This is a genomic window from Colwellia sp. 12G3, assembly GCF_002836775.1.
GTDB lineage: Bacteria > Pseudomonadota > Gammaproteobacteria > Enterobacterales > Alteromonadaceae > Colwellia.
On record NZ_PJAQ01000017.1, the window covers coordinates 76374 to 90794 of the forward strand.

Annotated in this window: 12 protein-coding genes; 3 read left to right on the forward strand and 9 right to left on the reverse strand. The window is 38.0% G+C overall.

What is annotated here, in order from left to right:
• Positions 1 to 21: 21 nt before the first annotated feature.
• The 5 genes from CXF71_RS05795 to CXF71_RS05815 form a co-directional block, all read right to left on the reverse strand.
• Positions 22 to 1713 carry a Mur ligase family protein gene (locus CXF71_RS05795; protein WP_232771395.1) on the reverse strand — a complete coding sequence of 564 codons (1692 nt, stop codon included), beginning with the start codon at positions 1711 to 1713 and terminating at the stop codon, positions 22 to 24.
• Between the two features lie 96 nt (positions 1714 to 1809).
• Positions 1810 to 4626, reverse strand: coding sequence for a cyanophycin synthetase (gene cphA / locus CXF71_RS05800; protein WP_101232022.1), 2817 nt, complete (start codon positions 4624 to 4626; stop codon positions 1810 to 1812).
• A 266-nt stretch (positions 4627 to 4892) separates the two neighbouring features.
• Positions 4893 to 5714, reverse strand: coding sequence for a cyanophycinase (locus tag CXF71_RS05805; RefSeq protein WP_101232023.1), 822 nt, complete (start codon positions 5712 to 5714; stop codon positions 4893 to 4895).
• A gap of 79 nt (positions 5715 to 5793) precedes the next feature.
• Positions 5794 to 6972, reverse strand: a complete 1179-nt coding sequence (gene iadA, locus CXF71_RS05810) for a beta-aspartyl-peptidase (RefSeq protein WP_101232403.1) — start codon at positions 6970 to 6972, stop codon at positions 5794 to 5796.
• Positions 6973 to 7261: 289 nt separating this feature from the next.
• The gene (locus tag CXF71_RS05815) at positions 7262 to 7843 is read right to left on the reverse strand and encodes a TetR/AcrR family transcriptional regulator (RefSeq protein WP_101232024.1); all 582 of its coding nucleotides are present in this window, start codon (positions 7841 to 7843) and stop codon (positions 7262 to 7264) included.
• Positions 7844 to 7972: 129 nt separating this feature from the next.
• Between CXF71_RS05815 and CXF71_RS05820 the strand changes: the two genes are divergently transcribed.
• Positions 7973 to 9028, forward strand: coding sequence for an alkene reductase (locus CXF71_RS05820; protein WP_101232025.1), 1056 nt, complete (start codon positions 7973 to 7975; stop codon positions 9026 to 9028).
• Positions 9029 to 9228: 200 nt separating this feature from the next.
• On the opposite strand, the gene CXF71_RS05825 is transcribed toward CXF71_RS05820, so the two are convergent.
• From CXF71_RS05825 to CXF71_RS05840, 4 genes are all read right to left on the reverse strand, one after another.
• Positions 9229 to 9633 (reverse strand): hypothetical protein, encoded by a 405-nt coding sequence (locus CXF71_RS05825; protein WP_101232026.1) that lies wholly within the window; start codon positions 9631 to 9633, stop codon positions 9229 to 9231.
• Positions 9634 to 9739: 106 nt separating this feature from the next.
• Positions 9740 to 11719, reverse strand: a complete 1980-nt coding sequence (locus CXF71_RS05830; protein WP_101232027.1) for a serine protease — start codon at positions 11717 to 11719, stop codon at positions 9740 to 9742.
• Between the two features lie 280 nt (positions 11720 to 11999).
• Complete coding sequence (locus tag CXF71_RS05835; protein ID WP_101232028.1) at positions 12000 to 12221, reverse strand: hypothetical protein; 222 nt, start codon at positions 12219 to 12221, stop codon at positions 12000 to 12002.
• Positions 12211 to 12453, reverse strand: a complete 243-nt coding sequence (locus CXF71_RS05840) for a response regulator transcription factor (RefSeq protein WP_101232029.1) — start codon at positions 12451 to 12453, stop codon at positions 12211 to 12213. Before CXF71_RS05840 ends, CXF71_RS05835 begins: the two co-directional genes overlap by 11 nt.
• Before the next feature lie 413 nt (positions 12454 to 12866).
• Here CXF71_RS05840 and CXF71_RS05845 point away from each other — a divergent pair, with 413 nt between their 5' ends.
• On the forward strand, positions 12867 to 13046 hold the full coding sequence (locus CXF71_RS05845; protein ID WP_101232030.1) for a hypothetical protein: 180 nt from the start codon (positions 12867 to 12869) through the stop codon (positions 13044 to 13046).
• Between the two features lie 69 nt (positions 13047 to 13115).
• Positions 13116 to 14252, forward strand: a complete 1137-nt coding sequence (locus CXF71_RS05850; protein WP_101232031.1) for a flavohemoglobin expression-modulating QEGLA motif protein — start codon at positions 13116 to 13118, stop codon at positions 14250 to 14252.
• The last annotated feature ends 169 nt before the right edge of the window (positions 14253 to 14421 follow it).

Below are 14421 nucleotides of genomic sequence, written 5' to 3' on the forward strand. Positions count from 1 at the left end.
TCTTGTATATTAGTGTTCCACTCATGATTGAGCTAGTTGTAGCAATTGATGAATTTTATCCCGCTGATCTAAGGCAAACAACAAAACCACATCGCCGGCTTGTATTTTTGTCAACGTATGCTCAGCACCTGCTAGAGGACTATCACAGAGTGTTATGTGATTTTCAGCAACATGATTATTCAAAAGATGAGTTTTAACTAGTGCAGGTATTTCACCTAGCTCGCGACCTCGTAAATAAATTTCCAATTCCGCTATAACATATTCATCCGCTTCAAATTTTAGGACTTCCTCATTTAACTCAAACATATCCTGATCACTTCTGTCGCCAGCATGACTAAACATGACTAACCGGCGCTTAGCGGGGATATTTTTAGCCATTTCAATTACTGCGCTCATACTGTGCTGATTATGCGCAAAATCGACAATCACTTCAGCGCCATTGTACTGGTAACGATTACCTCGGCCAGGATTGTCAAATGGATCGCTGCCAAACTCTTTTAGTCCTTTTAATATTGCTTTGTGCTCTATTTTTAGCGCACAGCACAAACCTATAACTCCCATAGCGTTGCGAATGTTATAAGTGGCGGTACCGTTAAAAGTCATCACAATATCGTTAACCGCGACCGAAAAAGTATATTCAGCCTTAACGAAATGAATGTGCTGGTCATGGAAAAAAACCACGGCGAGCCCTTTATTCATGTTAGCTTGAATAAGCGAATTATCTTTGTCCATACTAAACCAGCAAATGCTATGAATCGTATTGGCACTTAACCGGACAAGTTCATCGTCATCTGCATTCAAAATCAATACACCTGTATCGATCAATCCTTTATCAACTATAAATTTAACTTCCGCTAGTTCAGGTACAGTATTGATACCATATTGGCCTAAATGATCTGCCGCTATATTGGTAATCAAGGCCGCTTGATTATCGCAAACCGGTAAACCTCTTCTTAATAATCCTCCACGGGCCACTTCTAGAAAGGCAATTTCAGTTTCACAATGGCGTAATAATATGCGAGCGCCACCTGGGCCTGAATAATCACCTGTATCTAATATCGTTTCCCCTACTCTAATAAAGTCGGTAGAAGTAACACCCGCTTGTAAACCTGCATTCTTAGCTATTGTTGATGCTAAGCGGACACTAGTTGATTTACCATTGGTGCCGGTAATAAAAGCCGCCGGAATTTTTTTAAAGCCCGCCCATTGAATACTACTGGCTTGGGGTAATTCGGTGACAGGCCATACTTGGCAAGTTACCCCAGTCCCTAGAGAAAAAAAGTCATCGTCAACCAAGTAACTAACGCCCTTTTCAATCGCCAATGCTATTAATGCTAGCAGCGTGGGATTCACTTCACCCGCAAGACTGATCATTAATTCATTGAGTTTCAATTCTTTATCAGTAAAAACCGTTGATTGTAATTGTGACTCACATAAAAGCCACGCTAATTCAGCAGCCTGACATGCTGTATATAAAGCATCTATTGGAGCAGAAATTGACAGGCTGATACCGCCGTCATATTTTCTATGATAAAGGTTTTCGTTTTGCCAACCGAGCAAGTTGAGTATTTCAGAGATATTTTTCTGCCAACACTGCCAAACGTCTTCGTGACTAATACCATCGATAGAAACATCGATTAGCGCACCGGGCTGCTGAGATAATAAATTAGGACCCGTAATGCGACGTGCTTCTTCAAACTTTAGTGTTATCATAAAATTATTCTTACTATCGTTATAACAAAATAAAAAGTAAAATGTCGTTGTTGAACATTGTCTAGTTGCGACATTTTACTTTAGTCGAATTAGCGATTAATCACTGTCTTCATCCTGCTCAACGACTATGCGTACACCTCGTTCATCTTTCACTAATGTTTGCCCTTGCTCTAATTGGAAAGCATATTCAACGGGTTCAAATAATTTTTCAACATATTCAGATGATGGTTTTTTAGTAATGTCCCCCTCTTGACCACTCTCACCAAAATGCACAATTTGTTTCCAACAACGGGTAATGTTGTCACCTAAAACGATCACTAAATCGTCAGGTTCGCTAATACTAAGGGCATATTCTACCGCATCAGCTTCACTTGGAATGATATTGATTTTATCCGGTGCAATACCTGAGGCGAGTAACGTATTTTCTAGCATTTTTGGCACTTCGTCAAAACCACGTGTTCGACGATCATCATCCGCTTTACAAATAAATTCATCGAAGCCTTTAGCACTAATTTTTGCTGCTTCAATAATGTCTTCATCTCGGCGATCGCCTGGCATCGCAAGAACAATGCGGCGCTTACCTTTAACATCAAGTCGCATTGCAAGGTCTGTAATCGCTTGTATCGCTGCTGGGTTATGCGCATAATCTAAGATAACTTTAAATGGATGCTCATCAAAAACATTCATTCGCCCAGGCGCTTGGTAGAATGAACTAGCAAAGGTACGTAATCCTTGGTTAATGTGCTCTAGTGAAATATCAAATGCATAGGCCATAGCTGCTGCAAACATTGCATTTTGAACATTATGCAATGCTTTGCCTTCCAGCGTCGCGGGAATCAAATGAGTCCAAAGCACAGGAATATGCGCGCCATTATCATAAAAAGTGATCATATCACCGTTAATGCCTTTTTCTAAAACCGCCGCTTTACCACCATTTCTGATATGTTCGCGCACTAACCCGTGACCAGGATCCATGGTGACATAGCAGATGTACTTGGCCTTACAATGGTCTGCCATTTCCAAACAATATTTATCATCCGCGTTTAAAACAACAGTATTCTTAGCCACTTCAACTACAATTCTTTTCACTTCTGCAAGTTGTTGAACCGTATCAACACCGCGAGAGCCAAGATGATCAGCCGTTACATTGATACAACAAGATACGTCTGACTCATGATAACCTAGCCCTCGTTTGACAATGCCGCCACGAGCTGTTTCTAACACCGCAAAATCAACACTAGGATCACGCAATACAATTTGCGCTGATTTAGGGCCGGTCATGTCACCTTTTACACTCAAACTACCATCAATGTAAACACCATCTGTTGAAGTCATCCCTGTTGTATAACCAGCGACTTTAGCAATGTTGGCAAGCATACGAGAGGTGGTGGTTTTACCATTAGTGCCTGTAATTGCTGCAACGGGGATACGAGATCTTTGCCCCGCAGGAAACAACATATCCATCACTTTTCCAGAAACATCACGCGGTTTTCCTTCACTTGGCGCCACATGCATTCTAAAACCTGGCGCGGCATTACATTCAACAATGGCCCCACCAATATCTTTATACGACTTACTGATATCATCAGTTAAAAAATCAACACCACCCACGTCTAAACCAATAGCTTTAATTGCTCTAACTGCCATATCGCGATTATCCGGATGAACAATATCCGTTACATCTATCGCTGTGCCGCCTGTAGATAAATTTGCAGTAGAGCGTAAGTAAAATAGTTGGTCATTTTCTAAGATGCTGTCTGGCGTATAACCAGACTTTTCAATTAATCTAAGTGCTTGTGTATCAAGCTCTAGTCGTGTCAGCATTTTTTCATGGCCAATGCCACGTTGAGGGTCTTCATTTACCTGTTCAATTAACTCGCTAATGGTTAATTCACCATCGCCTTTGATATGACCAGGCACACGTTTGGCAACTGCGACTAATTCATTGTTAACCACTAGCATTCGGTGATCAAAACCAGTAACAAAGCTTTCAACTAAAACCGCTCGGCTGGTTCCATGGTCTTTCGCATGGTCAAAGCCCCTCTCTACTTCGGTTTCACTGTTTAAATTTATACTAACACCACGACCATGATTAGCATTAAGTGGTTTTAATACCACGGGATAACCCATGCGTTTTGCCGCTTTTACCGCCTGCCCTTTACTATAGATCATCGTTTGCTGAGGTACCGGCAAACCCAAATCGTTTAATAAATTGTGGGTGTCTTCTTTGTCACAAGATAATTCAACCGAAATATGTTTAGTTTCACTGGTTATTGTGGCCTGAATACGTTTTTGATACTTACCATGTCCTAATTGTACTAAGCTATATTGATTTAATCGTAACCATGGGATATCACGTTCTTCGGCGGCTTTTATTAACGAAGCTGTGCTAGGTCCAAATTCTTTTCGTTGAGCCATTCTGACAAAGGACTCCAATTCTTCTGCAAAATTGAAGTCAGGCTCTATGGGTACTATTAATTCGTTTTGTAATGATTCGGGTAACAAAGACATCAATAGATTATTTGCAAGGTTACCTGCTTCTAAACCAACATCCTTTTGTTTATATTCATACACCACCCAATAATTACCTGCCTCGAGTAATGATCTTGTTTTACCAAAACTGACATCAGAGCCCGCTAAGTTTTGTAACTCAATCGCGACGTGTTCCCATATATGTCCCATCCACGTACCGTCATCTTCTCTCAAGCGACGAATAAAGCCCCCTTCTTCTCCGTAAGAACATCCATGAGATTGTAATGAAGGGATAGCTTCTAACAATGCAGATATAAAGGCTTCACCCAATTTCATTGATGGCCAATATTCTAAAATACCTAAATTTAGTTCATATCGTATAACAGGAAAATTGGCATACACATTGGGACCGACAAAAATATTCGTGGTAGATATTTTCATTTTTACTTCCTAAATCAAAAAAGAGGTATGGAGAATTTTTTTTCATTATCCTACTCGGTATATTATTAACCTTATTGAAGATAATAAAAACGGACCTGTAAATTTACAGTCCTTTCATATGAATATTAAATTAACTCAGAAAAGTATATTTGCAAACAACTAATTCTATTGTCGCAAATATAAAGAGTGGATTATTATGTGAGGAGGTGAAGAATTTTTTAAAAGAAAATAAGCTAATAAATGACTTCAAAAGCTTATTACGTTGATTAATTTAAGTGAGCAATTTTATTATTGATATCAAAATGTGAACCCGAAGATAAAATATGTAATTTAACATTTACAATGGTAATAGCATCTCCTCTGCTCGCTTCGGCCATAGAACTATGATCACAATCTGAAGGGTCTATTACCGTGATAGAACCACTACCAACAACCTCAAAAACATTGTCTTCATTGATAAATGCCGCAGTGTCTTCATCTAAGCCAATGCCAATTAAAAAAGGATTATATGACACAGCAGTTAGCAGGCGTGACAATCTATTTCTTTGATTAAAATGTTGGTCGATGACTAATTGATTGTTCAAGCCTAATCCTGGTGCGAGATTAACGCCGTCTTCCGTTGGTACAATACCTGTGCTGCCGCCAATGATCATATGCTGAGAAATTATTGCCGCTCCCGCAGAAGTTCCTGCGATATGGGTACCCTTAGCATTTTGCTTACGTATTGCTTGAGCAACAGGCGTTCCACCAAGAATAGTTGATAATCTTAATTGATTTCCTCCGGTAATAAAAATACCTGTCGCCTCTTCCAAATGTTGAAGTAGGTCTTCATTTTTTGCATCAGTTCTTTTTGAGATTGGTAATGAATAGGTATAGCCTGCACCTAACTCTGCAAAGATTTTTTCATATCGCTCACCCGTATCTTCTAACTTAGAAGCGGTTGGGATAATCACAATATTGGCTTCTTTACCGCCACAGAGTTCAACAAACTTTTTTAGTATATCTGGGTTGTTGATTTTTTCTTCGGCGCCGCCGATCGGTATTACATAGCCACGACAATGACCGTCAAGAATTGGAGAAGGACACATAGTTATATTATTCTCTATCGCTGTTCACGTTTATTGGTAACCTTTTTCTTGGTTACCGGAATTAAATCACATCTAAATATTATTCAAATGTACCTTTTCGACACAGTTGTGTTTCAAAAACATGCCAATTTCCCATTGCCATTACATGGCTAATTGACAGGTCATCATTAAACACTACTATATCTGCATCCATACCTTGTGCAAGCACTCCCTTATTTTTGAACTGTAATAGTTGTGCAACATTGGTTGTAAAAAATGGCAATATTTTTTCTGGTGAATAACCGGTAGTTAATAGGGTTCTAAAAACATCTGTCATTGCAGACGATTTGCCAAAATCTAACTTAACTAAATGACCATGACAATCAAAGTCAGGTAAACAACCCCCACCATCTGAGCTGATGGTAAGTTTGTCTTGTGGGAAATCACTTTCTATATAATGCGTTAAAGCAACTTCAGGCTCATAGCCAGCCTCGCCAGCCTCAAATGCAGTAACGTCAATCCAACAGCCTTTTGTTGTCAATTCGCATGCCTCATCAAAGAGTTCTCGCTTGCGGTTTACATGTGTTGGATTAAAAGTGCGAGCAGGTATTTCGGATTCTGTTAATGCATCTCGCACAAGAGACAAACCCCGTTCGCCATCACCTAAATGCAAATGCAATACTCCGGCTTTATGGGTCATTAGTCTTGCAACATGAGCATCAGCAGCGACCTTCAATAACTCGTTCAATGTAGGTTGGCTTGAACGATGGTCACTAATAGCAAGTTCTCCCACACCTATAACCGGTTCAATGTAAACGATATCTGACTTTACAGAGCCAGTTAACGTAGTTGGCGGTATATGGTATCCCCCTGTATAACAAAATGCTGAAAGCCCTTCTTCTCTCAACCCATAAACTTGCGAGACTAACGACTCCGTAGAACGGCTAAGATCATCTGTACCTAATAACCCAACCACTGTAGTTACCCCTGCCAAGGTAAATTCTGACAAAGGCACAGGTGGCACACGAGTAGAAAAACCTGATTCACCTCCACCACCACAAATATGTGCATGACCATCAATAAAGCCAGGGACTAGCATCCTACCTTGTAAATCGACCTCACTAACACCCAAATATTGACTTAAAACCGGTATCTCTTTACCCATATATAGAATACGATTTCCACCAATAAGTAAGCACATTATTCCTTGCGGTTTTGGCGTGTAAACATTAGCATTTTTAATCAGTATGAAGGGTGTCTGCTCAATAGTAGAAGTCATAAAATCATTTAGAAAATAGAAGTAAGTTAATAATGCGAAGAATAACATATTAACAATGTAAACTTATAATAAATTGGTATTATCGGTTAAGTTATAATGGTCTAATAAAACGTGAGTAGTTAACTTAAAATAATCAAAATGATGGATGCCTGTTAAGGCGTTGGAGGCTAGTGTAGGAAAACTATAACAGTACTTATGGCTAACGGGTAGACGTCAACTTGTGTCAACTTAGGCATACATTTTGAAATAGAATGATAATAAGCTATATCAGCCAAGTTAATGAGTCTATTTAAGCGCAAATATCACCATAAAGTTGTTCCGCTAATTGCTCTAATACTTTCGCTTCAGGATGGGTATGAGCGAAGGTTCTTAAACCATATATGCCCATTAAAAAGTAACGTGCTAAATGATCACTATCTTTTTGCTCGCATAGCGCTTTTTCATTTTTTGCCTGCTCAAACTTTTCAGCTAATGCTTGTTGTAACATAGACAAGTTGTCACTAATAATCTGTTGTATTTCTGTGTCTTGTTCGGCAATTTCATTTAATGCTTTAGTTAGTAGGCAAGCTTGTGAACTATCACAACTGACACATTCCTTAACGACGTTATCAAGATAGGCTTTTAAATTAATTAACGTCGGTTGGGTACCCGAAAAATACTGTTCGAACTCGGTTTTTCGGTCTAAACGATATTGCTCAAGAGCTGCGAGTAATAGACCACGTTTGTTTTCAAAAGCACAATAAATAGATCCTGGGTGTAATCCCGTTGCTTTTTTAAGATCTTGCATACTGGTTTTAGCATAACCTTTATGCATAAACGCATTCATTGCCGATCTTAGTACTTTTTCTTTATCAAACTCTGCACTACGCATAAATTCTTGGTCTTAATATATCAGATACATTGATTGTACTCTTTATTGAACGAACATTCAAAAAAGTTATTGAATGATCATTCAAACAAGAGTATCTTGAACGGACATTCAAGAAGAGAAACATCCACCATGACTGACAATTTATTTACTCCTTATGCACTAAATAGCACTATTAATCTAAACAACCGTATATTAATGGCGCCACTAACACGCTGCATGGCAGACGATGATTTAGTACCAACCCAAGCTATGGTGGAATATTATGCCCGTAGAGCTGAGGCTGGACTCATTATTTCAGAGGCTGTAATTATACGTCCTGATGGTCAGGGGTATCCCAATACTCCAGGGTTATTTAGTCAAGCACAAATAGAGGGTTGGCAAAAAGTTACAACAGCAGTACATGAAAATGGTGGCAAAATATTTGCCCAACTCTGGCATACCGGTCGTGTTGCTCACCCTTATTTCTATGGTAACGGTGATGATAATGCTCCCGTAATGGCGCCTTCGGCTATTGGCGTTGAAGGCAGCGTACCGAGAATGCGCGAACTAACCTATAAAACGCCAAAAGCGGTAACGATTGATGACATCAACACCTTAATTACTGATTATGGCCAAGCTGCCGCCAACGCGATTAAGGCAGGTTTTGATGGTGTTGAGATCCACGGTGCTAACGGATATTTGATTGACCAATTTCTGCATCACGATAGTAACCGCCGTAATGATGAATACGGTGGTAGTAATGAAAACATGGCCCGTTTTGCATTAGAAGTTATTGATGCCATTACTAGTCGAATTGGCAATGACAGAACCGCCATAAGAATAACACCAGGTGCCTATTTTAATATGGAAGGTGATAGTAGAGACCGTGATGTATTCGACTACTTCTTACCTGAATTAGAAAAGCGTAATTTAGCCTTTCTTCATATTGGTATATTTGACGATAGTATGGAGTTTGACTACTTAGGTGGGCGTGCATCAAGTTATGTCCGAGCTAATTATAACAACACCTTAGTAGGCGTAGGTAGTTACAGCGCAGAAACTGCGAGCACTGCCATTGATGCTAACAAGTTTGACCTTATCGCTATTGGTAGACCATTCATTGCCAACCCTGATTATGTTAGCAAAGTACGAAATAATGAGCCATTAGTCAGCTATTCTGATGAAATGTTAACAAGCTTAATTTAACGTCAAGTAATGAATAAAAAGTACGTTGCAATACAGTAAACTAAACATTTACGCTTCAATAAAATATAAAGCATCATTTATACGGTGCTTTTTTATTGTCTGGATTTTAGCAAAATAAGCTAACGGTCTATAACAACAGCATAAAGTAATATAAAAATCCCTTATAATGGTGTTATAGGTCATTATAACTAGAGCATGCTTTAACGCTTTTCTTTGAGCAGTTTTGGCGCAAATGGATTATTGATTATTATGCTCTTTCCTTCTCTCTCTTTATCAATAAACGGCATGTTAATACCTATCATCCTAGTCAAACCACGACACAGGTCGCGTTTAGTGCGATAAAGGCTAACCCCAACGCTATTATGGTCTACGTTATTAACGGCTAATCTAAAACTCTTTGCGGTAGTACAGCCATTAGACTTAACTTGAAACCATAAGGACTCTGCATTGACATCAAATTCGTAAATGGTCTCTAAAGTGCCTGTGCCACTTTGAGATACCACCTTGACCTCTTCAACTTCCTTAGAAACGACAGCACAAGATGTAGTTAACATTACAAACAAAATTAAAAGTGTGCTCTGGGCAGTTTTAAGTGATTTTTTCATAATTTCTCTTAGTCATTTATCTTAATTATTTATGATAGTTATTTATGTTCGTTATTTATGATAATAATGAAATGGATGGGCAGCTACTAACTGCCCAAAAGCATGATTAATATTTGTTACGTTTCAAAGATAAAAGAAGCAATGAGAGAATAAATATAACCCCTCCAGCTCCACCACTCTTTGTCTTCTCTACAGCAACAGCAACAACATCCTCAGTGATGGTTACCGTTCCAGTGACATTGGATGATGCACCTTCGAGGTCCGTTGTCGTTACTTTAAAGGTGACTTTACCTGCTTTATCACCCGCAATAAAGGTAGCTTTATTTAATGTGATGTTATTAATCGTTGAGCCTAAACTATCACCGATAATCTCCCACTTATAACTTATAACATCACCATCGGCATCGGCACTTTGAGAGGCGTCTAAGGTCGACTCGCTTTTCACTTTTACTTGGTAATCAGTTTTAGTCAGTTTAGCTGTTGGTGCGCTATTCCCAGAGTTTAGGTTAACCAGGTCAATGTAAGCTTTATCAAGGCCGACCGGATCTTCATCGGTCTCATCTTTTGAAAAAATAAAAGCGATGCGGTCAATGCCGTCTTGTAGTTTTATTATTTTTTCTTTGAATTCTGTTTGAGTAGTACCTGTAGCAAAGAAAGCCGTCTGGTGACCGTTAGCCGTAATTTTTAAACCATCGAAACCCTCTTCGGCTTGTACTAAATAGTTAAATAAAAGGTCCGTTACCTCCGGGTTTTTAATAACTGCGAGAAGAACAGAGGCTTGTGAGTCCTTAATATCTCCTGATGCAATGGCATTATTACCCTTTAGTGTTTTAGTCGTTTGCGCTTCCCATATTGCATCGCCACCAGAGTACCATTGGGTATCATCATTATTCATATCCACTAGGGTTTTCATATCTAAGCTCGATTTTTCAAGCGCATTAATCGAAAAATATTGTCTAGCTAAGTTATTTTCAGGATGTGTGGTGTGAATTTTTAAATCAAAACCACCTTGACCTAACGCGGTACTTGTCACTTTAACGGTAAACTCACAACTTTCATGCTGTTTTATTGCAGCACCATTACAACTATTTGATTCTATAATGGGTTGCGCTACTTTATTTAAGTCGGAGAATTCAATCTTGGTAATGCCGTATTCTGTTGAGCTTAAGTTCTTAAAGGTAAAACTAGCCGTATCCTCATAGCCGTTTTCAACGTAACCTGGTGTTAGCTTTTGTTTATATGAAACACCCGCTTTCTTTTGCTTTACCCAATCAATAAATTTAGAAACACGAGCATAAACGCCTGGAACACCTGCGACAGCGCAACCGTCTCCAAAACTAACTACGCCGGCTTGGTACCACTCATTGTTTTTCTTTACAACCAAAGGTCCACCACTGTCGCCTTGGCACGAGTCTTTACCGCCCGCTTCGAAACCAGCACACAGCATAACATCAGTAATTCCACCATTATATGCGGTATTACATTTCTCTTGATCATAAAGGGCAACGTCTACTTCTTGCAACACGTTAGGATACGATGGTTCGTCAGTAACAGACATGTTCCCCCACCCCATCACTGTCATTAAATCCCCTACTTTTAACGAGGCTTCTAACTCTGGAGTCAATGGTTTAATTACCGAAACGTTGGTAATTGCTGTTTCTAATTCAAGAATCGCAATATCATTATTTGTTGCAACAGAATCATACTCTTCATGCATATAAATCTGTGCAACCTTGTAACGTACGCCACTGGTACTGTCTTTAAGATTGTGTTCACCTACAACAACGTCAATATCGGCAGCAATAGAGCCATCAACACAATGCGACGCAGTTAAAATATAATGACTGCCAATAAACGATGCGCCACAAAAAGGAGATATCTCACCTCCTTCTTCTGTCGATGAAGCAATTAACCCAACAATAAATGGGTAGTCATCTTTTTTAGCTTCAACCCCATTGATAATTCGCTGTGACACTTTTCTATTTTTTTGCTGTTCAAGGTCAGATGAGACTGCCCCAAAGCTCGATTGACTATAAAATGCGATTGCTGAGCTAACAAACGTGATAACAAGATTATTAAATTTCATTAAATTTACTCCAAAACGGATTACTGATTAAGTAAAAAGACGACTTATGAAGACTACCAGTTAGAAGATGCTTACTAAGTAAGGCCATGTAAGAAGAACGAGGGATTTGTAAGCGGTTGTAGCATATAGTTAAAAAGTAGCTTTTAGTTAATTTTCTAGCAAATTTTTAGTCATACAAAACACTGCTGATTTAATCCTAGCTCAACCAAATTAACAACATATTAACCGTTAAGATACATTTATTCTACTTGTTAATCGGATATTTTGTTAACTCATCTATCTATATATAGTTTTTAGTCCCTAAAGTACCATTGACTAGTGCTTTAGTGCCTAACACTTTAACTGTGCTGTTACCTGATTCAAAGAATGATTCAAAGAATGATTCATTTAACACTAAACGTATACTAAACAACCCCTGTGTAGTTCTATCTTCTACGCTACCTGAATAAATAAAATTATCACTTTGCTCTGTTATTTCAATCTTGCTGGATTCAGCTGGCATTAGAAACGTATTTAGGCAAGCCTCTTAATTCTCGCTGAGTGGTAAATAACTTAATGGACTTGGTATCACTCTTTATTGCGGATATTGCTGCCAAAATTTCATCGATAACTCGTGTATGAAAACCTTCTATATCTAGATACATCGCCGTTAAATGCGATATTGCTGCGTCATCTTCGACAATAAGAACTTTTGCTTTTTCATCATGTTTCCTGTAACCGTTAAACTTAGGCATGATAGGTTTTATTAACTGGCACCAAAGTAGTCACACCATTAATACCTTGTTTTTATATTCACTACCCTTTTTACTTATTGTTACTCGTGGGAAATTTCCTAGCAACAACCCAATCTTTATGACCAATAGTTATTATCCTAAAATCTGAGGGAAATAGGGTAAGCACGCGTAAGCATTTATAAGCGGGCGTAGGCTTAGATGCCCATTTATTTTCAGAGCGTTGGGGGGGGAATTACAACACACTCACAGGGATGATATTAATCAAAAAAATTGATTGTTATCCCGAAAATATTTCACTTTCCTTTATAGCGATTTAAGAACAAAATCTAGATCAGCCCAATGACTGACTTTCATTACAAGATAGTTTCATTGAATGCCTACGATTGAGTACGTTAATATTGCAAGGAACAAAAGTGAAAGATTTATCATTACTGGTAATTATTATTATAATTTTAATTTGTATTAGTTTAAATATTGACATGAATTCCTCTGAAAAAATTTTTGATGGAAGTAATATCACCACAGACGTGCTTTGCCAAGAAGTAAACATGAATACAAAGGTAGATGAAAAAATCAACTGTAAACAGCCTTAGATGAATAGAATAACACTTTATCTTGTATGGCTTTTATAAAATACTAAAGTGTTAACATTGGACATTTTTATGAACTTTAACGTAGATCCATTATTAAACAGCATCGACTCACAGTTACATAGTTTAGTAAAGAATATTGATATTATCGAAGCGGTTAAACCCTTAAATTACTTACAAGAAAAAGAGCGTTTTTTTACCAACCATTTTTCTAATGAGCCGGCGTTTATTTATAAAGAAAATAATATTAACCCTTTTGAGCTAAAACGTAGCTTATTCAATTTACCCTTAGAGCAAATTCAAGATGAAGATCTCTACACGCTATATTTAGCAGTAATTGATTCATATATAGACAAAATAGACCAATATAAATCAATTGGTACAAATGAATTTTTATATGATTCGTTACGCTATTATGGTGAGCCTAGCGAAAAGGATATTCATAATGCTCAGTTCATTTTACATATACCTGAAAAACAAAACGATAACTTAGGAAAAATGTATTTGGCGCCAGAAATCATCGCCATTATGACAAAAATGGCTGAACAAGAAAAATATTCGTGGCAGGTAGAACTTGATAACACTATGGTTGCCAATGCGTTAGTTTCAGGGACAACGGTGCGTATCAATAGTGCGGCCAAATTATCTAAAAAAGAGGCCTATGCTTTAGCTCATCACGAGCTAGGGGTTCACCTATCTACCTCGCTAAATGCACAAAAACAGCCATTAAATATTTTATCTTTAGGCTGTCCATTAAACACTATGACTCAAGAAGGTTTAGCTATATTAAGTGAATATCTTTCAGGCAATCTTACACTCCGTCGATTGAGAATATTAGCGCTGCGTGTGCTTGCCGTAAAATCGTTAATAGAAGATAAAAATTTCCGTACCACCTTTTTACTTCTCAAAGAAACCTATCATGTTGAAGATGAACTCGCTTACACCATTACTGCACGCGTATACCGAGGCGGTGGTTACACCAAAGACTACCTTTACCTAAAAGGCTTTAGTTTAATTCTCAATGCTTATGAGCATGAAAAAAACTTTGAACATTTGCTCATAGGTAAAACATCTTTAAGTTATTTACCGCTGATCACGCGTTTAATTGAAAAACAACAATTTGTTGAAGCACACTTTCTTCCTCCTGCCTACAAAGAACCAGTAAAAAATGATCCTGAAAATACTTTTATTATTCATGGAATTCGTTAAATGGAAAGCTCACCTGTGTAAGGATAGTAGCCACCTAAATTAATTTTATAAATAAATAAATAGGGAGGGTAAGTTAAACTTTGTGACTTATCAAAGGTATTCAAGCAAGTTTCAATAACTCAATTTATGTTAAGAATAGAGTAAATTAACAAGGTTTAATAAGGAAATG